This window comes from Bradyrhizobium sp. CCBAU 45321, from assembly GCF_028128975.1.
Taxonomy (GTDB): Bacteria; Pseudomonadota; Alphaproteobacteria; order Rhizobiales; family Xanthobacteraceae; genus Bradyrhizobium; species Bradyrhizobium yuanmingense.
In genome coordinates this window covers 148,412-167,932 of record NZ_LFKZ01000126.1, presented here as the reverse complement: position 1 = coordinate 167,932, position 19,521 = coordinate 148,412, and the positions used below count along the sequence as shown (strand labels likewise).

Genomic DNA, 19,521 nt, shown 5'->3' with positions numbered 1-19,521 from the left:
ACGAAGCAATCCAGACTGCCTCTGCGGTAAAAGTCTGGATTGCTTCGCTGCGCTCGCAATGACGACGGAGAGAGAGCGCGCGCTACCGATCCGCCCGTCCGATCACCGCCATCAGCTCCGCGATCTTGGCGCGCTGGTCGGCCTTGTCGCCGCTCGCGATGGCGTGCTCGACGCAATGGGCGACGTGATCCTTCAAAACCTCTTCCTCGACCCGGCGCAGCGCGGCGCGAACCGCCGCGATTTGCGTCACGATGTCGATGCAGTAGCGGTCTTCCTCTACCATTTTCGAGAGACCACGAACCTGGCCCTCGATCCGGCCGAGACGTTTTCCGACGGATGCCTTGATGTCCTTGCGCATGGGCTCTATATACCCCTACCGGGTATAGGTTTCAAGACCAGACGCAAAGGCCGGAACATGGCAATGAACAACAACGAGCACGAGCATCGTCACAACGCGGCGACGCATTCCGGATGCGGCTGTTCCACGAAAGCTGCAGCGCCGGCGGCGAAGCCCGAGCCTTCCTCGTGCTGCGGCGGTCATTCCGGCCACGACCATCATCACGGCCATGATCATGGCGACGCCGTAACCAAGCTCAAAGATCCCGTCTGCGGCATGAGCGTCGATCCCGCGACCTCGAAGCACCACATCACACAGCACGGCGAGACCTTCCATTTCTGCTCGGCCGGCTGCCGCACCAAGTTTGCCGCCGATCCCGCCAAGTATCTTGCCAAGGACAAGGCGCCCGAACCGGAGGTGCCCGCGGGCACGATCTACACCTGTCCGATGCACCCGCAGATCCGCCAGGTCGGCCCGGGCACGTGCCCGATCTGCGGCATGGCGCTGGAGCCTGAGGTCGCAAGCCTTGAGACCGGCCCCAATCCCGAGCTCGCCGACATGACGCGGCGCTTCTGGATCGGCGGCGTGCTGTCGCTGCCGCCGATCGCGCTGGAGATGGGCGGCCATCTCGCAGGCCCGCACAGCTGGATCGATCCGACCCTGTCGAACTGGATCCAGCTCGTCTTTGCAACACCCGTGGTGCTGTGGGCCGGCTGGCCGTTCTTCGTCCGCGGCTGGCAATCGCTGCTGACGCGCAATCTCAACATGTTCACGCTGATCGCGATGGGCACGGGCGTTGCCTACGTCTACAGCGTGCTCGGCACGCTCACGCCGCAGATATTCCCCGCCACCTTCCGAGGCCATGAGGGCGCGGTCGCAGTCTATTTCGAGGCGGCCGCCGTCATCACCGTCTTGGTGCTGCTCGGCCAGGTGCTGGAGCTGCGCGCCCGCGATGCGACCTCGGGCGCGATCAAGGCGCTGCTGCAGCTCGCGCCGAAGACCGCGCGCCGCGTCGACGCAGACGGCAGCGAGCACGAGGTCGAGATCGACACGCTGCATGCCGGCGATCGCCTGCGCGTTCGTCCCGGCGAGAAGGTGCCGGTCGACGGCATCATCCTCGAAGGCCGCTCGTCGCTCGATGAATCGCTGGTGACGGGCGAATCCATGCCGGTCACCAAGGAGGCTGGCGCAAAAGTCATCGCCGGCACGCTGAACCAGTCCGGCAGCTTCATCATGCGCGCCGACAAGGTCGGGCGCGAGACGCTGCTGTCGCAGATCGTGCAGATGGTCGCGGATGCGCAGCGCTCGCGCGCGCCGATCCAGCGCCTGGCCGACCAGGTCTCCGGCTGGTTCGTGCCGCTGGTGATCGTCATCGCCGTCGCGGCCTTTGCCGCCTGGGCCTGGTTCGGACCGGAGCCGCGGCTCGCCTTCGGCCTCGTCGCCGCGGTCAGCGTGCTGATCATCGCCTGCCCCTGTGCGCTGGGCCTGGCCACCCCGATGTCGATCATGGTCGGCGTCGGCCGCGGCGCGCAGGGCGGCGTCCTGATCAAGAATGCCGAGGCGCTCGAGCGGATGGAGAAGATCGACACGCTCGTGGTCGACAAAACCGGCACGCTGACCGAGGGCAAGCCCAAGGTGGTCTCGATCGCGCCGGCGTCCCGCTTTGCGGAAGACGATATCCTCCGGCTGGCGGCCACCGTCGAGCGCGCCAGCGAGCATCCGCTGGCCGACGCCATCGTGCGTGCGGCCAAGGAGAAGCAGCTCCCGCTCGGCCAGGTCGAGCAGTTCGATTCGCCGACGGGCAAGGGCGCGACCGGCAAGGTCGACGGCAGGACCATCGTGCTCGGCAATGCCAGATATCTGTCGTCGATCGGCATCGACACCACGGCGCTCGACGCCGAGGCCGAACGGCTGCGCGGCGATGGCGCCACCGTGATCAACATGGCCGTCGACGGCCGGCTTGCCGGCCTGTTTGCGATCGCTGATCCGGTCAAGGCCTCGACGCCGGAGGCGCTGAAGGCGCTCGCGGCGGAAGGCATCAAGGTGATCATGCTGACCGGAGACAACCGCACCACGGCCGAGGCCGTGGCGCGCCGGCTCGGCATCGCCGAAGTCGAGGCCGAAGTGCTGCCCGACCAGAAGAGCGCGGTGGTGACCAAGCTGCAGCAGGCCGGCCGCAGCGTCGCCATGGCCGGCGACGGCGTCAACGACGCGCCGGCACTGGCGGCGGCCGAGGTCGGCATCGCCATGGGCACCGGCACCGACGTTGCGATGGAGAGCGCCGGCGTGACGCTGCTCAAGGGCGACCTCGTCGGCATCGTCCGCGCGCGAAAACTGTCGCAGGCGACGATGAGCAACATCCGGCAGAACCTGTTCTTCGCCTTCATCTACAACGCCGCCGGAATTCCTATCGCCGCCGGCGTTCTCTATCCGGCGTTCGGTCTGCTGCTCTCCCCGATCATCGCCGCGGCGGCGATGGCGCTATCCTCGGTCAGCGTCGTCGGCAACGCGCTGCGGCTGCGTGCGACGCGGCTGTGAGGTGCCAGCGGCAACGAAGGCGCGCTCCCTCGCCCCGTTCTCCCGGGGAGAGCGTTGGGGTGAGGGGCTGTCCGCAATCCCGGTGACAGTTGGACTCGCGGAGAGTCCCCCTCACCCGGAATTCAAGCTACGCTTGAATTCCGACCTCTCCCCGCAAGCGGGGCGAGGTAAGAGAGAGCGGCGCCCGCGGAGAGGACCTGATGCAGCGGATTACCATCACGATCGAGGACGATCTCCTGGCGGAGATCGATGCGGCGGCGGAAGCGCGCGGCTACCAGAACCGCTCCGAGATCATCCGCGACCTCGCGCGCGCCGGCCTGCAGCAGAGCGCCGAGGACACCGCGCAGACCGGCCAATGCGTCGCCGGCCTCGTCTACGTCTATGACCACGCGGCGCGCGATCTGTCGAAACGGCTGGTGCAGGAATTCCACGGCCATCACGACCTCGCGCTGGCGACGCTGCATGTCCACCTCGACGACAACAATTGCATGGAGATGACGGCGCTGCGCGGCGCGGCCTCCGAGGTCAGGCATTTCGCCGACCACATCATCGCCGAACGCGGCGTGCGCTACGGCCGCGTGGTGATGATCCCGACGGGGGACGGCAAACAGGCGAAGGCGCGCAAGCACGGGCATAGACACGATTAGGCTGAATCTTACCCTCCCCTGGAGGGGGAGGGTCGGCACGTGATCGAGCGAAGCGAGATCGCGTGACGGGGTGGGGTGATCTCTCCACTCGGGCACTGTTCATCGCGGAGGGACCGTCACCCCACCCCGCTCGCGCTGCGCGCGATCGACCCTCCTCCTCCAGGCAGGGCTATCGCATATGAGACGTCGCTGTGGGCACCGGCTGCCGCCACAGCGTCATGGCCGGGCCTGTCCCGGCCATCCACGCCTTTCCACGCAGCACAAAGAACGTGGATGCCCGGGACAAGCCCGGGCATGACGACCTCTGCAATATCGACATGCGATCCATATGCGATAGCCCTGCTCCTCCAGGGGAGGGTGAGCAAGAGCTCGCGCCGCGTCCGCGGCCGAGGGCTGCTCAGCCACTCGCCCTTGCCGAAGCCGCATTGGGTGTCTACCTCTCGCGCAGTGTCTACCTCAGAGGGTCCCCCATGCTGGATGCCGCCATCAAGGCGCTGTCGCAATTGATCTCGCCGCCGATGCGCTCGATCCTGTGGCGGTCGATCGGGCTTGCGCTGGTGCTGATCACCGTGCTGGCGATCGGCTTGCAGCGGCTGCTCAGCTGGTTTGCGACCTCCGGCGAGGTGTGGCTGGAAGGCCTGCTCGGGCCCGGCTGGCATTCTTCGATCGAGGTTCTCTCCTGGATCGTCTCGATCGCGACGGGTCTCGGCGTCGTGTTCGGCGGCATCTTCCTGATGCCGGCCATCACCTCGGTGGTGGCGAGCTTGTTCGTCGACGACGTCGCCGACATCGTCGAGCGCGAGCATTATCCGGCCGAGCGGCCGGGCGCGGCCCTGCCGTTCAGCCGGGCGATCCTCGAGGGCATCAAGACCGCGCTCGTGGCCATCCTGGTCTACCTCGCCGCGCTGCCGCTGGTGCTGTTCGCCGGCGCGGGATTCCTGATCTTTTTCCTCGCCGCCGCCTGGCTGCTCGGCCGCGAATATTTCGAGCTCGCCGCGATGCGCTTCCGCCCGCCGGAGGAGGCCAAGGCGATGCGGCGCGACAATGCCGCGACGGTCTTCACCGCCGGCCTGTTCATCGCCGCCTTCGTCTCGATCCCGATCGTGAACCTGGCGACACCGATCTTCGGCATGGCCTTCATGGTCCACATGCACAAGCGCCTGTCAGGCCCGCGGCCCGAGCTGATCGAGCCGGCGCGGCAGGTGCGATAGCGGCCCGGCGCAGCGCTGTCTCACACCGTCTTCTCCGGCCAGCGACAGAGATCGTTGATCAGGCAGACCTCGCAGCGCGGCTTGCGGGCGAGGCACGTATAGCGGCCGTGCAGGATCAGCCAATGATGCGCGTGCAGCATGAACTCCGCTGGGATCACCTTTTCGAGGCCAAGCTCGACCTCGAGCGGTGTCTTGCCGGGCGCTAGGCCCGTGCGGTTGCCGACGCGGAAGACATGGGTGTCGACCGCCATGGTGTGCTCGCCGAAGGCCATGTTGAGCACGACGTTGGCGGTCTTGCGACCTGCGCCGGGCAACGACTCGATCTCCGTGCGCGTGCGCGGCACCTCGCCGCCGAATTCACCGAGCAGCTTGGCCGACAGCGCGATCACGTTCCTGGCCTTGGTGCGGTAGAGGCCGATCGTCTTGATGTACTCGCGCAAGCGCTCCTCGCCGAGATCGAGCATCTTCTGCGGGGTGTCGGCAACCTCGAACAGCGCGCGCGTCGCCTTGTTGACGCCGGCATCGGTCGCCTGTGCCGACAGCACCACCGCGACCAGCAGCGTGAACGGGTTGACGTGCTCGAGCTCGCCCTTGGGCTCCGGATTGGCCTTGCGGAAACGGCTGAAAACCTCGTGGACCTCGGCCGGCGTCCACGGTCTTGTGGCTTTAAGTGATTTCTTCGCGGGCGCTTTCGGCTTGGTCGCGACCGGTTTTGCCGTTTTCTTCGGCACCGCCGCTTTGCGCGGGACCGGCTTGCGGGTGATTTTCGCCATGATCGGGATATACTGATGGACGATGAGCACAGGCAACGAAATTGCGCGGCCGTCTGAGAGCGAGGATGAGCCTCAGATCTTCTCTGCGCTGCTCACGCCGCACCGCTCGCTGAACCGCACCGGCTTTCTCGCCGTGATGCTGTTCCTGAGCGCCGTCAGCTTCGTCACGGGCCTCGCTTTCCTGATGATGGGCGCCTGGCCAGTGCTCGGTTTCTTCAGTCTCGACGTGCTCGTGATCTGGTGGGCCTTCAAGGTCAATTTTCGCGCCGCACGGGCCAGCGAGGAGATCGTGGTGACGTCATCGGAATTGCGGGTGCGGCGCGTCAGCCATCGTGGCCAGGTTGCCGAATGGACCTTCAATCCGCTCTGGGTCCGGCTCGACCAGGAGGTCGACGAGGAATACGGCATCGAGCACCTCTATCTGATCTCCCGCGGCCGCCGCCTGCTCATCGCCCGCTTTCTTGGCCCGGAAGAAAAGGCAAGCTTTTACAATGCCTTGGTTGGCGCTCTCAACGCCGCGCGGCGTGGTCCGACCTATCATCCGGCGACCTGAGCGCAGTCGGAAATCGGGTGGTTTCGCGCGGGCCCCTCCCCTACATTTCTGGTCATGATGACCCTTGCGATACATGACCAGCGCCTGGCGAGGCCAGGCACCCAGAACGCCGCGTTGCGCGATTATGATTCTGTGCGCCGGGCGATCGCCTTCATCTCGGCGAACTGGCGCGCGCAGCCGACCATCGAGGCGATGGCGGATGCCGCCGGCGTCACTCCGGATGAGCTGCACCATCTGTTCCGCCGCTGGGCTTCGATCACGCCGAAGGCTTTCATGCAGGCGCTCACCCTCGACCACGCCAAGAACCTGCTCAGGGATTCCGCCAGCATCCTTGACGCGGCGCTCGACTCCGGCCTGTCGGGGCCGGGCCGGCTGCACGATCTCTTCGTCACCCATGAAGCGATGTCGCCGGGCGAATGGAAGAACGGCGGTGCCGGCCTCACCCTGCGCTACGGCTTCCACCCTTCGCCGTTCGGCACCGCGATCGTGATTGCCACCGACCGCGGCCTGTCGGGCCTCGCCTTTGCCGATCACGGCGAGGAGAAGATCGCGCTCGCCGACATGACGCGGCGCTGGCCAAACGCCACCTATGTGGAAGATCACGAAGGCACCGCGCCGCTCGCAGCGCGCATCTTCGATCCAAAATTGTGGCGGCCGGATCAGCCGCTGCGCGTGGTGCTGATCGGCACCGATTTCGAGGTGCGGGTGTGGGAGACGCTCTTGAAGATTCCGATGGGCCGCGCAGTGTCCTATTCCGACATCGCCTGCAACATCAGGAATCCCAAGGCTTCACGCGCCGTCGGTGCCGCCGTCGGCAAGAACCCGGTCTCGTTCGTCGTGCCCTGCCACCGCGCGCTCGGCAAGAGCGGCACGCTCACCGGCTATCATTGGGGCATCACCCGCAAGCAGGCGATGCTGGGCTGGGAGGCCGGGCAGCTGGGGCTGCAGTAGGCGCAACAAGCACGCTGCCGTAGGGTGGGCAAAGGCGCATCGCGCCGTGCCCACCATCTTTCTCAAATCGCTGACGCTGCGTGGGCACGCTGCGCTTTGCCCACCCTACGGCGCCGCGTGTACGGCGAAAGCCTACCCCGCCAGATCCAGCTTCGAGGCCACCGTCGAATCCGCGTTGAGGCGGTAGATGATCGGCACGCCGGTGGCGAGCTCGCGCTTCAAAATGCCTTCGGGCGAGAGCTTTTCCAGCACCATGATCAGCGCGCGCAGCGAGTTGCCGTGGGCGGCAACCAGAGTGCGCTTGCCGTTGAGCACACCGGGCAGGATCTCCTGCACGTAGTACGGCAACGCGCGCGCGAGCGTGTCCTTCAGGCTTTCGCCGCCGGGCGGCGGCACGTCGTAGGAGCGACGCCAGATCAGCACCTGCTCCTCGCCCCATTTCTTGCGGGCGTCGTCCTTGTTGAGACCGGAGAGATCGCCGTAGTCGCGCTCGTTGAGCGCGAGGTTCTTCGAAGTCGGCAGACCCTCCTGGCCGAGCTCGCCGAGGATGAGATCGAGCGTGTGCTGCGCGCGCGTCAGCACCGAGGTGTAGGCGACGTCGAACACCAGGCCTTGCGCCTTCAGCTTGCGGCCGGCTTCCTTGGCTTCCTTCACGCCGAGCTCGGTGAGATCAGGGTCCTTCCAGCCCGTGAACAGGTTCTTCAGATTCCATTCGCTCTGGCCGTGGCGCACGAGCACGAGAAGACGTTCGCTCATCAACTGCTTTCCGTGTTGTTCAGTTCAGATGTCGGACAGGCCGAGCACGTCGGCCATGGTGTAGTGCCCCGGCTTCTTGCCGTGCGCCCACAGCGCCGCCTTGAGCGCACCATGGGCGAACAGCATGCGGTCCTCGGCCTGATGCGACAGCGTCAGGCGCTCGAACGGGCCGAGGAAGGTGACGCTGTGGTCGCCGGCCACGGTGCCGCCGCGCAAGGAGGCGAAACCGATATTGCCCGGCCGACGGGCGCCGGTGATGCCGTCACGGCCGCGTTCGGAATGGTCATCGAGGTTGACGCCGCGGCCGCTCGCTGCGGCCTGGCCCAGCATCAGCGCGGTGCCCGAGGGCGCATCGACCTTCATGCGGTGATGGGTCTCGACGATCTCGATATCGAAACTCTGGTCGAGCGCCTTGGCGACGCGCTTGACCACGGCGGCGAGCAGATTGACGCCGAGACTCATATTGCCCGACTGCACCACCACGGCGCGATTGGTGACGCTCTTGATCACGGCATTGTCCGAGCCGGACAGGCCGGTCGTGCCGATGACGTGCACGAGGCCGCGTTCGGCGGCGATCGCGACATTGGCGATGGTCGCCGCCGGCACCGTGAAATCGAGGATGCCGTCGGCCTCCTTGCACATCGCCCAGAGATCGGCGGAGAGCTTGATGCCGTTGGCGGGCAGGCCGGCGAGCACGCCGGCATCCTTGCCGAGCAGCTCGGAGCCCGGCGCCTCCAGCGCGCCCGCCAGCACGGCGCCCTCGCTTTCGGCAATCGCCCGCACCAGCGCCCGGCCCATCCGGCCGCCGGCTCCCGCAACAATCAAGCGCATGTCGGACATGGTGTGATCCTCTTCGAGGCCGTTGTAGCGGGGGGAGGCAGTTCCGGCAACCGAGGGGACAACCTTCCGCCGTCATGCCCGGGCTTGTCCCGGGCATCCACGAAAGGCCACACAAGAGGGCGTAAAGACGTGGATGGCCGGGTCAAGCCCGGCCATGACGGAGTGTTATCCGTCAGACGGCTGCGGGCCGTCGTAGCCTTCGATGACGATGAGGTCGGCGATCGAGTGCGGCTGGCGCACCTTGATGTTGGCCTGGTATTCCGGCGAGTTGTAGCAGGCGAGCGCGGTCTCGTAGTCAGGGAATTCGATCACGACGTTGCGGTTGCGGCTGGCACCTTCGACGGCGGTGAACTTGCCGGCGCGGACGACGAAGCGGCCGCCCCATTTCTTGAAGATCGGGCCGTTGGCGATGGCGTAGGGCTTGTAGCCCTCGTCATTGCTGACGTCGACACGCCCGATCCAGTAACCCTTTGCCATTGGTCTTCTCCCTGTTGTTGATTAGCCAAGCGCCTGCGCGATCTCGGCCTGAATGGCCTCTGCGACGGCCTTCGGATCGGCGGCTTCCACGATCGGACGCCCGACGACCAGATAATCCGCGCCCGCGGCGATCGCACGCCCCGGGGTCATGATGCGCTTCTGGTCGCCGCTGGCGGCGCCCGCCGGACGAATGCCGGGGGTGACGAGGCTCATCTGGTGGCCGACGATCTTGCGCAAGGCCCCGACCTCCTCCGGCGAGGATACGAGGCCGTCGACACCGAGCACCTGCGCCTGCTGCGCACGTGCCTCGACCAGCTCCGACACGCTGAGCCGATAACCGGCCGCATGCAAATCGTCGTCGTCGTAGGACGTCAACACCGTCACGGCGAGAATCTTCAGGCTGGCGCTGCCGCGGCCTTCGACGGCGCCTTTCATGGTCTGCGGATAGGCGTGCACGGTGACGAAGGTCGCGCCCAGTTTGGCGACGCTCTCGGTGCCACGCGCGACCGTATTGCCGATGTCGTGCATCTTGAGATCGGCGAACACCTTCTTGTCCCTGTCGACAAGCTTGCCGATCAGCGGCAGGCCGCCGGCATAAGCGAGCTGATAGCCGATCTTGTAGAACGTGACGCTGTCGCCGAGCTTCGCGATCATCGCCTCCGCGGCATCAACGCTCGCCAGATCGAGCGCAACGATCAGGCGGTCCTTCGGGGCGATCTCGGCTGGCGTCATGTCATCTCACATCATGCGTTGGGAAACGTCGATCAACTGCGTCACCAGCTCCTTCAGCGCGGCGATATCGCCCTCGTTCTTCAGCCTGTCCCTATCGTCATAGGCCTGGTCGGCAAAGGCGAGCGTGAGCTGGCTGGCAATCACGTTGGCGTGGCAGGCGGAGAGGATCAGCCGCAGGGCCTGCAGCGCGCGGGCGGCACCTAACCGGCTCTGGGACGCGCCGGCAAGCGCATAGACGCGGTTGCGGAACACCTCGCCGCGCGCCTCGTGCAGCTCGTGCACGCGGCTGACCCAGTCGATCGCGTTCTTCAGCAGCGGCGGCACCGATGCGTTGTATTCGGGCGAGACGATGAGGACGCCGTGATGCGCGCCGATCATGCGCTTCAGATTGATCGCGTGCTTGGGCACGCCGGATTTGGCCTGGAGATCGCCGTCATAGATCGGCAGCGGAAAATCGGCGAGCGAGATGCGGGTGACGTCGACGCCGGCCTGAGCAAATTCATAGGCCGCCACCGCCGCCAGCTTCGCATTATGCGAGCCGGTGCGCAGCGAGCCGGGAATGATCAGGATCTTGGGAGCTGGCATCCAATCCCATGCGTTCGGCGAAACGAGCCCGCCGCGCAAAGAGGAGCCGGCGGAATTAATGCTTGCGATACACCCAGACGCGGGCCGGCGGAAGGTTCATCCAGATCCGTTCCGAGGCCTCTGTGGACACGCCGGACAGCGATTTCGGGATCGGCGGCACCACCGCATAGGTGAACTGGATGAAGGGCGCACCGGGCGCGAGCGCGGTGAAGGCATCGCGGATGAGCCGCAGCCGCGTCAGCATCGGCTTGGTGACGAGCGGCAGGCCGGACACGACCGCGCTGGCCGGCGTGCTCAAGACGTTCCAGAGCGTGTCGCGCAGGCGGTAGGCATCGCCCTGCACCACCTTGGCTTGCGGGTAGCGATCGCGCAGCAGCGCGCAGAAGCCGGGATTGTATTCGACGAGAACGAGACGCTTCTGGTCGATCCCGCGCTCGATCAGCGCGGACGTGATGGCGCCGGTGCCGGGTCCGAGCTCGACCACCGGTGCGTCGGAATCGGGATCGACATAATGAGCCATGGTCCGCGCCAGCAGCTTGCCGGACGGCATCACCGCGCCCATGTGCAAGGGCTTTTCGATCCACGACCTGAGAAAGCGCACCTCGTCATCGAGACGAGGCTTCTTCAACGCACGCGCGGACGATGGCAATGGCATGTCGGGACCGGACGGAACCGCAGGACCGCGGCGTGTCAGAAAATGGTCATAAAGACGTATAGGCCGGAGGCGATACGGTCAAGACGCGTCAGTTCGCCCGATTGCCGAAGAAATCCTTGACCTTGGCGAAGAAGCCCTCGGCTTCCGGCTGGGTGTTGCCGGAGGAGAGCTTCTCGAACTCGGCCAGCAATTCCTGCTGCTTTTTGGTCAGGTTCTGCGGGGTCTCGACCATGACCTGAACGTACATGTCGCCCATCTGGCGCGACCGCAGCACCGGCATGCCCTTTGATGCAATGCGGAATCGGCGACCCGACTGGGTGCCGGCGGGCACCTTCACCTTGGTCTTGCCCTTGTCGATGGTCGGCACCTCGAATTCGCCGCCGAGCGCGGCGGTCACCATCGAGATCGGCACGCGGCAATGCAGGTCCGCGCCGTCGCGCTGGAAGAACTGGTGCTGGGCCAGCGACAGGAAGATGTAGAGGTCGCCCGGCGGCCCGCCGCGCACGCCAGCCTCGCCCTCGCCGGCGAGCCTGATCCGTGTGCCGTCCTCGACGCCTTGCGGAATGTTGACCGAGAGCGTCCGCTCCCGGGTGACCCGCCCTTGTCCCGCGCAGGACGGGCAGGCGTCCTCGATCATCTGGCCGCGGCCCTGACAACCCGGGCAGGTTCGCTCCAGCGTGAAGAAGCCCTGCGACTGCCGCACGCGGCCGGCGCCGCCGCAGGTCGAGCAGGTCTTGGGCTTGGTGCCAGCCTTGGCACCGATGCCCGAGCAGGCCTCGCAGGTGACCGAGACCGGAATCTCGATCTGCGCGGTCTTGCCGCCAAAGGCTTCCTCGAGGGTGATTTCCATGTTGTAGCGCAGATCGGCGCCGCGCTCGCGGCCGCCGCGGCCGCGCTGCCCGGCCATGCCGAACAGGTCCTCGAAGATGTCGGAGAAAGAGGAGGCGAAGCCGGCACCGAAACCGGCGCCGCCGCCGAAGCCGCCGCCCTGCTCGAACGCGGCGTGGCCGTAACGATCATAGGCGGCGCGCTTGTCCTTGTCTTTCAGGACCTCGTAAGCCTCGTTGATTTCCTTGAACTTGACTTCGCTGGTCTCATCCCCGGGGTTGCGGTCGGGATGGAATTTCATCGCCAGCTTGCGGAACGACGATTTCAGCTTGCCTTCGTCGGCGTCGCGTTCGACTTCGAGGGTCTCGTAATAGCAGCGCTTGGTGGACGTGGACATGATGAGCTCGGTCTATCCAATCGCGATTCAAGTTGGCGCGGAACAACGCTGACATGCGGCGGAATGAGCGCCCTTCGACCTTGCGGCAGAGAGCAGCCTGGCAGCGCTGAGAATAACGGCTGGGAATTGATCGATCGTAACGGGGCCGACTTTGAAGGAGTCTTGAAAGGAGTCTTGGCCCGCCCGTCCCGACACGATGGCCTCCCCCGCGAGGGAGGAGGCCGGTAGCGTGTGTGGGGTCCAAGCCGTCCGCATCGTCACCCTCTCGGGGCTTAAGCGGACTTCTTGTTGTTCTTGTCGTCGTCGACCTCGGTGAATTCCGCGTCGACGACGTCGTCCTTGGCCGCATCCTTCTTGGCGTCGGCCTCGGCCTGCTGCTTGTACATGGCCTCGCCGAGCTTCATCGAAGCCTGCGCCAGCGTCTGGGTCTTGGCCTTGATCGCCTCGGCATCGTCGCCCTTCAGCGCTTCCTTGAGGTCGCTGACGGCATCCTCGATGGCGCGGCGCTCGCTCTCGGCAACCTTCGAGCCGTGCTCGGCCAAAGCCTTCTCGGTCGAATGCACCAGGCCATCCGCCTCGTTCTTGGCGGTGACGGCCTCGCGGCGCTTCTTGTCCGCCTCGGCATTGGCCTCGGCGTCCTTGACCATCTTCTCGATGTCGGCTTCCGACAGGCCGCCGGAGGCCTGGATGCGGATCTGCTGCTCCTTGCCCGTGGCCTTATCCTTGGCCGAGACGTTGACGATGCCGTTGGCGTCGATGTCGAAGGTCACCTCGATCTGCGGCATGCCGCGCGGCGCCGGCGGAATGCCCATCAGGTCGAACTGACCGAGCATCTTGTTGTCGGCCGCCATTTCACGTTCGCCCTGGAAGACGCGGATGGTGACGGCATTCTGGTTGTCTTCAGCCGTCGAGAACACCTGGCTCTTCTTGGTCGGGATCGTGGTGTTGCGGTCGATGATGCGGGTGAACACGCCGCCCAGCGTCTCGATGCCCAGCGACAGCGGGGTGACGTCGAGCAGCAGCACGTCCTTGACGTCGCCCTGGAGCACGCCTGCCTGGATCGCAGCGCCGATCGCCACGACTTCGTCCGGGTTGACGCCCTTGTGCGGCTCCTTGCCGAACAGCTGCTTCACGACTTCCTGGACCTTCGGCATGCGCGACATGCCGCCGACCAGCACGACCTCGCCGATCTCACCGGCGGTGACGCCGGCGTCCTTCAGCGCCTTGCGGCAGGGCTCGACGGTCTTCTGGATGAGGTCGTCGACCAGCGCCTCGAACTTGGCGCGGGTGAGCTTCATCGTCAGATGCTTCGGGCCGGTCTGATCCGCGGTGATGAAGGGCAGATTGATCTCGGTCTGCGTCGTCGACGACAGCTCGATCTTGGCCTTTTCAGCGGCTTCCTTCAGGCGCTGCAGCGCGAGCTTGTCGTTGCGCAGGTTGATGCCCTGCTCCTTCTGGAACTCGTCGGCGAGATAACCCACGAGGCGCATGTCGAAGTCTTCACCGCCGAGGAAGGTATCGCCGTTGGTCGACTTCACCTCGAACACGCCGTCGCCGATTTCGAGAATGGAGATATCGAACGTACCGCCGCCGAGGTCATACACCGCGATGGTACCGGCCTTGGTCTTGTCGAGACCATAGGCGAGCGCGGCCGCGGTCGGCTCGTTGATAATGCGCAGCACTTCGAGGCCCGCGATCTTGCCGGCGTCCTTGGTCGCCTGGCGCTGGGCGTCGTTGAAGTAGGCAGGAACGGTGATGACGGCCTGCTCGACCTTCTGGCCGAGATGGGCTTCCGCGGTCTCCTTCATCTTCTGCAGGATGAATGCCGAGACCTGCGAGGGCGAGTAGGTCTGGCCGTCGGCCTCGACCCAGGCGTCGCCGTTGGAAGCCTTCACGATCTTGTAGGGAACGAGCTTCTTGTCCTTCTCGACCATCGGGTCGTCGTAGCGGCGGCCGATGAGGCGCTTCACTGCGAAGAAGGTGCGCTCGGGATTGGTGACGGCCTGGCGCTTGGCGGGCTGGCCGACGAGGCGCTCACCGTCATCCGTGACGGCGACGATCGAAGGCGTCGTGCGCATGCCTTCGGAATTCTCGATGACTTTGGCGTTCTTGCCATCCATCACGGCGACGCACGAATTCGTGGTGCCGAGGTCGATCCCAATGACCTTTCCCATGGTCCTGATATCCTTCTTTTTGCGGCAGGTTGGCTGGGCCCAAGAGGCACCCGAACCGAAACCCCCTAAGATCAAACATCCGCGATATTGCGATGATTGAGGCTCATATAGGAGGGGGGGAGGGGCCCGCAAGGACCGAAGCTAGGTTTCTGCCGCTAAAACATCGGGTTTTGGAAGGTGATATCCGGGCTCAACCGCCCTTGCGGGTGAGGAATTATTAACAGGTCCGGGCCTCGGCAAGCCCCCGCACCCGCAAGCCCGCCCGCCCTGTTGCGGCGAGGCCAAACCGGCTAAAAGGCGGACCGACCGCACAGCCGGCGCAGCTGCTTCGCGCGACAAAGCGGCCCGGTGGCCGACCATCGAACGGCCTCAATGTGAACCAATCAGAGTGGCCATGAAGCTGATCCGCCCCCTCGCCGCGCTCGCCCTCCTCGCCGTAACAGCGCTTCCGGCCTTCGCCGCCGACGTCGTTTTCCCACCCGGCTTGCGTCTCGGCATGGTGCCGTTGATCGGCCTCAGCACGGCCAAGACCTTTCCGGGCTTCGAGAGCGAGGACGGCAACGTCAAGGTGCTGGTCACCGAACTGCCGCCGGCCGCCTATGGCGAGGTCGTGAGCGCCTTCAATTCCAATCCCGGCGGGACGGGCGGCGTCAAGCAGGACAAGGTCGAGACCCCCGCTGGCCTTGCCTATTTCACCACCGAAAGCGGCAAGGCCGGCGATACCCCGGTGAAGCGCTATTCGATGATCGTGCCCGGCGCCGGCTTCTCCGGCTATGTCGCGGTACAGATCCCGGAGAATGCGACCAAGATCTACACGGACGAGGCGGTGCGACAGATGTTCGCGAGCGCCACCACCCGCAGGCAGGTCTCGGCCGAGGAGCAGATCGCGCTGCTGCCGTTCAAGATCACCGATCTCGCCGACTTCAAGGACATCAAGACCCTGGCACCGGGCTCGAGCATCATCCTGGCCGACGGCGATGAGAGCGTGGGCTACGAGGCGAGGCCGTTCATGATCCTCGGCCTGATCGGCGCCACCCCGCAAGCCGCCGACGACCGCGCCCGCTTCGCCCAGGAGGCGGCGCTCCAGATTCCCGGCGTGCGCGAGTCGCGCATCACCATGTCCGAGCCGATCCGCATCAACGGCCAGCAAGGCTTCGAGACCCGGATCGACGGCGTCAGCGGCAAGGACAAGGTCCCGGTGACGGTGGTGCAGTGGATCCGCTTCTCGAGCGGCGGCGCATCATTGCGCATCATCGCCAGCGCCCCGCGCGACCAATGGCAAGCCGCCTTCACCCGCTTCCGCGCCGTGCGCGACGGGATTCAGCCGAAGGGGTAGCTGCGTCTCCGAACGAGATGCGCTCCCTCTCCCGCAAGCCAAGCGGGAGAGGCGCACCGAGCTCGCGGCTTAAGCTCGATTACTCACCAGTACCGGCTGCATTTTCGGGCTTCTGTTCGTACACGAACGGAACTAGGCTTCCCTCCCGTTGGATCACCTTCAGGGGAGGCATACATGCTAGATCGGCGACAAGTCTTGGCAATGCTTGGAACGACGGCGCTGGCGACGCTCGCGCCAAACGCGCTGTTCGCCGCTGCACCGATCAAGCCGGACGAAGCGTCCGCGCTGCTCGTGATCGACGTGCAGAACTGCTTCCTGCCCGGCGGCAGCCTCGCGGTGAAGGAAGGCGAGCAGGTGGTGCCGGTCATCAACAAGATCTCGAAGGCATTTGCGAATGTGGTGCTGACGCAGGACTGGCACACGCCGGGCCACGTTTCGTTTGCGTCGGTTCATTCCGGCAAGAAGCCATTCGAAACGGTCGACCTGCCCTACGGCAAGCAGGTGCTGTGGCCGGACCATTGCGTGCAGGGCACCGAGGGCGCGGCGCTGTCGAAGGACCTGTCGATCCCGCACGCCGAGCTCATCATCCGCAAGGGATTTCACAAGAACGTCGACAGCTATTCGGCCTTCCTCGAGGCCGACGGCAAGACCTCGACCGGGCTCGCCGGCTACATAAGGGGCCGCAAGATCAAGCGCGTCTTCGTCGCTGGTCTTGCGACAGATTTCTGCGTCGCCTGGACCGCGCTCGACGGGCGCAAGGCGGGCTTCGAGGTCTATGTGGTGGAAGACGCCTGCCGCGGCATCGACACGCAGGGCTCGCTCGCCAAGGCCTGGGCCGACATGGCCAAGGCGGGCGTGAAGCGGATTCAGTCTGCGGATATCGCGGTGAGCGCGTAGGCGGCGCGCCATCTTCCGTCATTCCGGGGCGCGCTTCAGCGCGAGCCCGGAATCCATTGTGCGGTTGTCTCTGCTGTTCGATGGATTCTCAGGTGCGCATTGCGCACCATAGTTCTCGACTTTGTCGAGCCCCGGAATGACGCCAACACTCAATTCGCCTCGCTGCTCGACTCGTTGCTGTTCGCCGCGGGCGCAGTCTTCGCGCCGCCCTTGGCGACGCCGACCAGCGCCGGGCGCAGCACGCGGTCACCAATGGTGTAGCCGGCCTGCATGATCTGCACCACGGTGCCCGACGGCACCGACGCGTCAGGCACTTCGTACATCGCCTGGTGGAAGTTCGGGTCGAACTTCTGGCCCTGAGGATCGAGCTTCTTCACGCCGTGTTTTTCCAGCGCGTTGAGCAGCGCGCGCTCCGTGAGCTCGACGCCCTCGATCAACGAGACCAGGCCGGGATCGGCCGCAGCACGCGCCTCCGCCGGAACGGCATCGAGTGCGCGCTGGAGATTGTCGGCGATGTCGAGCACGTCGCGCGCGAAGCCGGTGATGCCGTAGAGGCGGGCGTCGGCGACTTCCTTGGCGGTGCGCTTGCGCAAATTCTCCATCTCGGCCAGCGTCCGCAGCATGCGGTCGCGCGCTTCAGCCGCTTCCTTTTGCAGGGTTTCGACCGAACCCGGCTCGGGATCGTCGGGCATGATGTAGGGTTTCGACACCACGGGCTCGCCGGTCGCTGCAGTCGTGTCTTGGGGTTGCCGGTCTTGCTCGGTCATCGGCTCTGATCTCGAACTCGTTTCAGGGATGTTGGCCCGGATATCGTGCCTAAACTCGCGAAAATCAAGCGCCCGTGATCGGCGGAAAGGCCGGTCAGCCCCCCAAGAGGCGGCTGACGATGCGGGCGGCGTAGTCCACGGTGGGGATCACGCGGGCATAATTCAGCCGCGTCGGGCCGATCACGCCGAGAACGCCGACGATGTGGCCGGCGGCATCCCGATAGGGCGAGATGATGGTGGACGACCCCGACAGCGAGAACAGCTTGTTCTCACTGCCGATGAAGATGCGCACGCCTTCGGCGGTCTCGGCCCGGCCGAGCAGGTCGATCACGCCGCGCTTGGTCTCGAGGTCGTCGAACAACAGCCGAACCCGCTCCAGATCCTCCAGCGCATGCAGATCTTCGAGCAGGTTGGCATGGCCGCGGACGATGAGCTGGCGATCCTCGCTCTCGCCGCCGGACCAGCTGGCGATGCCGGCCGAGATCACTTTCTGTGTCAGCTGATCGAGCTCGGCACGGGCCTCGCCGAGTGCGGTCTCGAGCTCGAGCCGCGCCTCGGCCAGGGTACGGCCCCGGATCCGCGCATTGAGGAAATTGCCGGCCTCCGTCAGCGCCGAAGAGGGAACTCCGGGCGGCAGCGTCAACACGCGGTTTTCGACCTGGCCGTCTTCGCCGACCAGGATCACCAGCGCTTTTTCCGGTTCCAGGCGGACGAATTCGATGTGCTTCAGCCGCGCATTGGATTTCGGCGTCAGCACGACGGCGGCCGCCCGGGTCAGGCCGGAGAGCCGCATCAAGGCCTGGTCCAGCGCCGCCTCGACCGATTGCGCCTCGCCGACGGACGAGAGCTGGCTCTGGATCGCCTGCCGCTCGGCCTCGTTGAGGTCGCCGACCTGCATCAGGGCATCGACGAAGAAGCGCAAGCCCAGTTCCGTCGGCAGCCGGCCGGCCGAGGTGTGCGGGGCATAGATCAGGCCGAGCTGTTCCAGATCGGCCATGACGTTGCGGACCGAAGCCGGCGACAGCGGCATGGCGATCAGGCGGGAAATGTTGCGCGAGCCGACCGGCTCACCGGTCGCGAGATAGCTTTCGACAATTTGACGAAAGATGTCGCGGGAACGCTCGTTGAGCTGGGCAAGGCCTGCGCGCGGCGCGATCAGATGGATCGGATCGTGATGGGCCACAGACGGTAACTCCTCTCAGATACTTATAATTTGTCCATCCGGGCCGCTTCTGACAAGCGTCGCGTTTACAGGCCGGCGGTCAGGGGGTGAATAAGCCCTTGCCGCCCACCCCCGCCCCACCTACAAGCACCGCGAACAGCCTATTCCCGCGAGTTTTGGAGATTTCCCATGCGGCCAAGCCGCCGTGCGCCCGACGAATTGCGCCCCGTGACGCTGGAGCGCGGCGTGGTCAAATATGCGGAAGGCTCCTGCCTGGTGAAATTCGGCGACACCCATGTGCTGGTCACCGCCACGCTGGAGGACCGCCTGCCGCCGTGGCTGAAGGGCCAGGGCCGCGGCTGGGTCACCGCCGAATACGGCATGCTGCCGCGCGCGACCTCCGAACGCACCCGCCGCGAGGCCTCCGCCGGCAAGCAGAGCGGCCGCACGGTCGAGATCCAGCGCCTGATTGGCCGCTCGCTTCGCACAATCGTCGATCTCGAAGCGCTCGGCGAGCGCCAAATCACGGTCGATTGCGACGTGCTCCAGGCCGACGGCGGCACGCGCACGGCCTCGATCACCGGCGCCTGGGTCGCGCTTGCCGATTGCCTCAACTGGATGAAGGCGCGCAACATGGTGAAGGCCAACGTGATGCGCGACAACGTCGCCGCGATCTCCTGCGGCATCTACAACGGCACGCCGGTGCTCGATCTCGACTATGCCGAGGATTCGGAAGCCGAGACCGACGCCAATTTCGTCATGACCGGCGATGGCCGCATCATCGAGGTGCAGGGCACCGCGGAACGCGAGCCGTTCACGCAGGACGAGTTCCTGAAGCTGATCGCACTGGCGCAGAAGGGCATCGCGCGTCTGGTGGACTTGCAGAAACTGGCCGTGGCGTAGTC

General features: G+C 65.6%; 20 protein-coding genes. 8 read left to right on the top strand and 12 right to left on the bottom strand.

Annotation, left to right across the window (positions count from 1 at the left end; all coding sequences use genetic code 11):
- Window positions 1-82: 82 nt before the first annotated feature.
- Window positions 83-358 (bottom strand): metal-sensitive transcriptional regulator, encoded by a 276-nt coding sequence (locus ACM43_RS24180; RefSeq protein WP_157287293.1) that lies wholly within the window; start codon window positions 356-358, stop codon window positions 83-85.
- A 63-nt stretch (window positions 359-421) separates the two neighbouring features.
- Between ACM43_RS24180 and ACM43_RS24175 the strand changes: the two genes are divergently transcribed.
- From ACM43_RS24175 to ACM43_RS24165, 3 genes are all read left to right on the top strand, one after another.
- Window positions 422-2,875, top strand: coding sequence for a heavy metal translocating P-type ATPase (locus tag ACM43_RS24175; RefSeq protein WP_271543341.1), 2,454 nt, complete (start codon window positions 422-424; stop codon window positions 2,873-2,875).
- A gap of 200 nt (window positions 2,876-3,075) precedes the next feature.
- On the top strand, window positions 3,076-3,522 hold the full coding sequence (gene nikR / locus ACM43_RS24170) for a nickel-responsive transcriptional regulator NikR (protein WP_271543339.1): 447 nt from the start codon (window positions 3,076-3,078) through the stop codon (window positions 3,520-3,522).
- 470 nt (window positions 3,523-3,992) lie between these two features.
- On the top strand, window positions 3,993-4,733 hold the full coding sequence (locus ACM43_RS24165; protein WP_271543337.1) for a sulfate transporter family protein: 741 nt from the start codon (window positions 3,993-3,995) through the stop codon (window positions 4,731-4,733).
- Window positions 4,734-4,753: 20 nt separating this feature from the next.
- On the opposite strand, the gene nth is transcribed toward ACM43_RS24165, so the two are convergent.
- Window positions 4,754-5,506: an endonuclease III gene (nth, locus tag ACM43_RS24160; protein ID WP_271543694.1), complete on the bottom strand. Its 753-nt coding sequence runs from the start codon at window positions 5,504-5,506 to the stop codon at window positions 4,754-4,756.
- Window positions 5,507-5,528: 22 nt separating this feature from the next.
- On the opposite strand from nth, the gene ACM43_RS24155 reads away from it, so the two are divergent.
- Entirely contained in the window at window positions 5,529-6,059 is a 531-nt protein-coding gene (locus ACM43_RS24155) for a DUF2244 domain-containing protein (RefSeq protein ID WP_271543335.1), read from the top strand.
- Between the two features lie 54 nt (window positions 6,060-6,113).
- On the top strand, window positions 6,114-7,010 hold the full coding sequence (locus ACM43_RS24150) for a methylated-DNA--[protein]-cysteine S-methyltransferase (RefSeq protein ID WP_157287299.1): 897 nt from the start codon (window positions 6,114-6,116) through the stop codon (window positions 7,008-7,010).
- A gap of 132 nt (window positions 7,011-7,142) precedes the next feature.
- Here ACM43_RS24150 and ACM43_RS24145 read toward each other — a convergent pair whose 3' ends face one another.
- The 8 genes from ACM43_RS24145 to dnaK all read right to left on the bottom strand — a co-directional run bounded on the left by ACM43_RS24145 (window position 7,143) and on the right by dnaK (window position 14,454).
- Complete coding sequence (locus ACM43_RS24145; RefSeq protein WP_157287300.1) at window positions 7,143-7,766, bottom strand: 2,3-bisphosphoglycerate-dependent phosphoglycerate mutase; 624 nt, start codon at window positions 7,764-7,766, stop codon at window positions 7,143-7,145.
- A 24-nt stretch (window positions 7,767-7,790) separates the two neighbouring features.
- A complete protein-coding gene (dapB, locus tag ACM43_RS24140) occupies window positions 7,791-8,606 on the bottom strand; it encodes a 4-hydroxy-tetrahydrodipicolinate reductase (RefSeq protein WP_271543333.1) in 816 nt (271 codons plus the stop codon).
- A 165-nt stretch (window positions 8,607-8,771) separates the two neighbouring features.
- Window positions 8,772-9,083, bottom strand: a complete 312-nt coding sequence (locus ACM43_RS24135; RefSeq protein ID WP_157287302.1) for a DUF1330 domain-containing protein — start codon at window positions 9,081-9,083, stop codon at window positions 8,772-8,774.
- A 21-nt stretch (window positions 9,084-9,104) separates the two neighbouring features.
- Complete coding sequence (gene pyrF, locus ACM43_RS24130) at window positions 9,105-9,815, bottom strand: orotidine-5'-phosphate decarboxylase (protein WP_271543306.1); 711 nt, start codon at window positions 9,813-9,815, stop codon at window positions 9,105-9,107.
- 6 nt (window positions 9,816-9,821) lie between these two features.
- Window positions 9,822-10,400 carry an NADPH-dependent FMN reductase gene (locus tag ACM43_RS24125; protein WP_271543304.1) on the bottom strand — a complete coding sequence of 193 codons (579 nt, stop codon included), beginning with the start codon at window positions 10,398-10,400 and terminating at the stop codon, window positions 9,822-9,824.
- Window positions 10,401-10,455: 55 nt separating this feature from the next.
- Window positions 10,456-11,055 carry a class I SAM-dependent methyltransferase gene (locus ACM43_RS24120; protein WP_128265084.1) on the bottom strand — a complete coding sequence of 200 codons (600 nt, stop codon included), beginning with the start codon at window positions 11,053-11,055 and terminating at the stop codon, window positions 10,456-10,458.
- Between the two features lie 88 nt (window positions 11,056-11,143).
- Entirely contained in the window at window positions 11,144-12,280 is a 1,137-nt protein-coding gene (gene dnaJ, locus ACM43_RS24115) for a molecular chaperone DnaJ (RefSeq protein ID WP_036024343.1), read from the bottom strand.
- Window positions 12,281-12,552: 272 nt separating this feature from the next.
- On the bottom strand, window positions 12,553-14,454 hold the full coding sequence (gene dnaK / locus ACM43_RS24110) for a molecular chaperone DnaK (protein ID WP_036003245.1): 1,902 nt from the start codon (window positions 14,452-14,454) through the stop codon (window positions 12,553-12,555).
- A 394-nt stretch (window positions 14,455-14,848) separates the two neighbouring features.
- Between dnaK and ACM43_RS24105 the strand changes: the two genes are divergently transcribed.
- The gene (locus ACM43_RS24105; protein ID WP_036046067.1) at window positions 14,849-15,790 is read left to right on the top strand and encodes a hypothetical protein; all 942 of its coding nucleotides are present in this window, start codon (window positions 14,849-14,851) and stop codon (window positions 15,788-15,790) included.
- 174 nt (window positions 15,791-15,964) lie between these two features.
- Window positions 15,965-16,687 (top strand): bifunctional nicotinamidase/pyrazinamidase, encoded by a 723-nt coding sequence (gene pncA, locus ACM43_RS24100; RefSeq protein WP_271543298.1) that lies wholly within the window; start codon window positions 15,965-15,967, stop codon window positions 16,685-16,687.
- A 149-nt stretch (window positions 16,688-16,836) separates the two neighbouring features.
- On the opposite strand, the gene grpE is transcribed toward pncA, so the two are convergent.
- Together grpE and hrcA are read right to left on the bottom strand one after the other, a co-directional pair.
- Window positions 16,837-17,454 (bottom strand): nucleotide exchange factor GrpE, encoded by a 618-nt coding sequence (gene grpE / locus ACM43_RS24095; RefSeq protein ID WP_271543296.1) that lies wholly within the window; start codon window positions 17,452-17,454, stop codon window positions 16,837-16,839.
- A gap of 94 nt (window positions 17,455-17,548) precedes the next feature.
- Window positions 17,549-18,637, bottom strand: coding sequence for a heat-inducible transcriptional repressor HrcA (hrcA, locus tag ACM43_RS24090; protein ID WP_036003234.1), 1,089 nt, complete (start codon window positions 18,635-18,637; stop codon window positions 17,549-17,551).
- Window positions 18,638-18,805: 168 nt separating this feature from the next.
- Here hrcA and rph point away from each other — a divergent pair, with 168 nt between their 5' ends.
- A complete protein-coding gene (gene rph, locus ACM43_RS24085; RefSeq protein WP_036024340.1) occupies window positions 18,806-19,519 on the top strand; it encodes a ribonuclease PH in 714 nt (237 codons plus the stop codon).
- Window positions 19,520-19,521: the final 2 nt, after the last annotated feature.

Excerpts from the sequence above, each read along its gene's own strand:
- ACM43_RS24165 (WP_271543337.1), top strand. The coding sequence starts at position 3,993 with ATGCTGGATGCCGCCATCAAGGCGCTGTCGCAATTGATCTCGCCGCCG.
- rph (WP_036024340.1), top strand. The coding sequence starts at position 18,806 with ATGCGGCCAAGCCGCCGTGCGCCCGACGAATTGCGCCCCGTGACGCTG.
- dnaJ (WP_036024343.1), bottom strand. The coding sequence starts at position 12,280 with ATGTCCACGTCCACCAAGCGCTGCTATTACGAGACCCTCGAAGTCGAA.
- nth (WP_271543694.1), bottom strand. The coding sequence starts at position 5,506 with ATGGCGAAAATCACCCGCAAGCCGGTCCCGCGCAAAGCGGCGGTGCCG.
- ACM43_RS24120 (WP_128265084.1), bottom strand. The coding sequence starts at position 11,055 with ATGCCATTGCCATCGTCCGCGCGTGCGTTGAAGAAGCCTCGTCTCGAT.
- ACM43_RS24180 (WP_157287293.1), bottom strand. The coding sequence starts at position 358 with ATGCGCAAGGACATCAAGGCATCCGTCGGAAAACGTCTCGGCCGGATC.
- ACM43_RS24150 (WP_157287299.1), top strand. The coding sequence starts at position 6,114 with ATGATGACCCTTGCGATACATGACCAGCGCCTGGCGAGGCCAGGCACC.
- ACM43_RS24145 (WP_157287300.1), bottom strand. The coding sequence starts at position 7,766 with ATGAGCGAACGTCTTCTCGTGCTCGTGCGCCACGGCCAGAGCGAATGG.
- ACM43_RS24175 (WP_271543341.1), top strand. The coding sequence starts at position 422 with ATGAACAACAACGAGCACGAGCATCGTCACAACGCGGCGACGCATTCC.
- nikR (WP_271543339.1), top strand. The coding sequence starts at position 3,076 with ATGCAGCGGATTACCATCACGATCGAGGACGATCTCCTGGCGGAGATC.
- grpE (WP_271543296.1), bottom strand. The coding sequence starts at position 17,454 with ATGACCGAGCAAGACCGGCAACCCCAAGACACGACTGCAGCGACCGGC.
- pyrF (WP_271543306.1), bottom strand. The coding sequence starts at position 9,815 with ATGACGCCAGCCGAGATCGCCCCGAAGGACCGCCTGATCGTTGCGCTC.
- dnaK (WP_036003245.1), bottom strand. The coding sequence starts at position 14,454 with ATGGGAAAGGTCATTGGGATCGACCTCGGCACCACGAATTCGTGCGTC.
- ACM43_RS24125 (WP_271543304.1), bottom strand. The coding sequence starts at position 10,400 with ATGCCAGCTCCCAAGATCCTGATCATTCCCGGCTCGCTGCGCACCGGC.
- ACM43_RS24155 (WP_271543335.1), top strand. The coding sequence starts at position 5,529 with ATGAGCACAGGCAACGAAATTGCGCGGCCGTCTGAGAGCGAGGATGAG.
- ACM43_RS24105 (WP_036046067.1), top strand. The coding sequence starts at position 14,849 with ATGAAGCTGATCCGCCCCCTCGCCGCGCTCGCCCTCCTCGCCGTAACA.
- dapB (WP_271543333.1), bottom strand. The coding sequence starts at position 8,606 with ATGTCCGACATGCGCTTGATTGTTGCGGGAGCCGGCGGCCGGATGGGC.
- pncA (WP_271543298.1), top strand. The coding sequence starts at position 15,965 with ATGCTAGATCGGCGACAAGTCTTGGCAATGCTTGGAACGACGGCGCTG.
- ACM43_RS24135 (WP_157287302.1), bottom strand. The coding sequence starts at position 9,083 with ATGGCAAAGGGTTACTGGATCGGGCGTGTCGACGTCAGCAATGACGAG.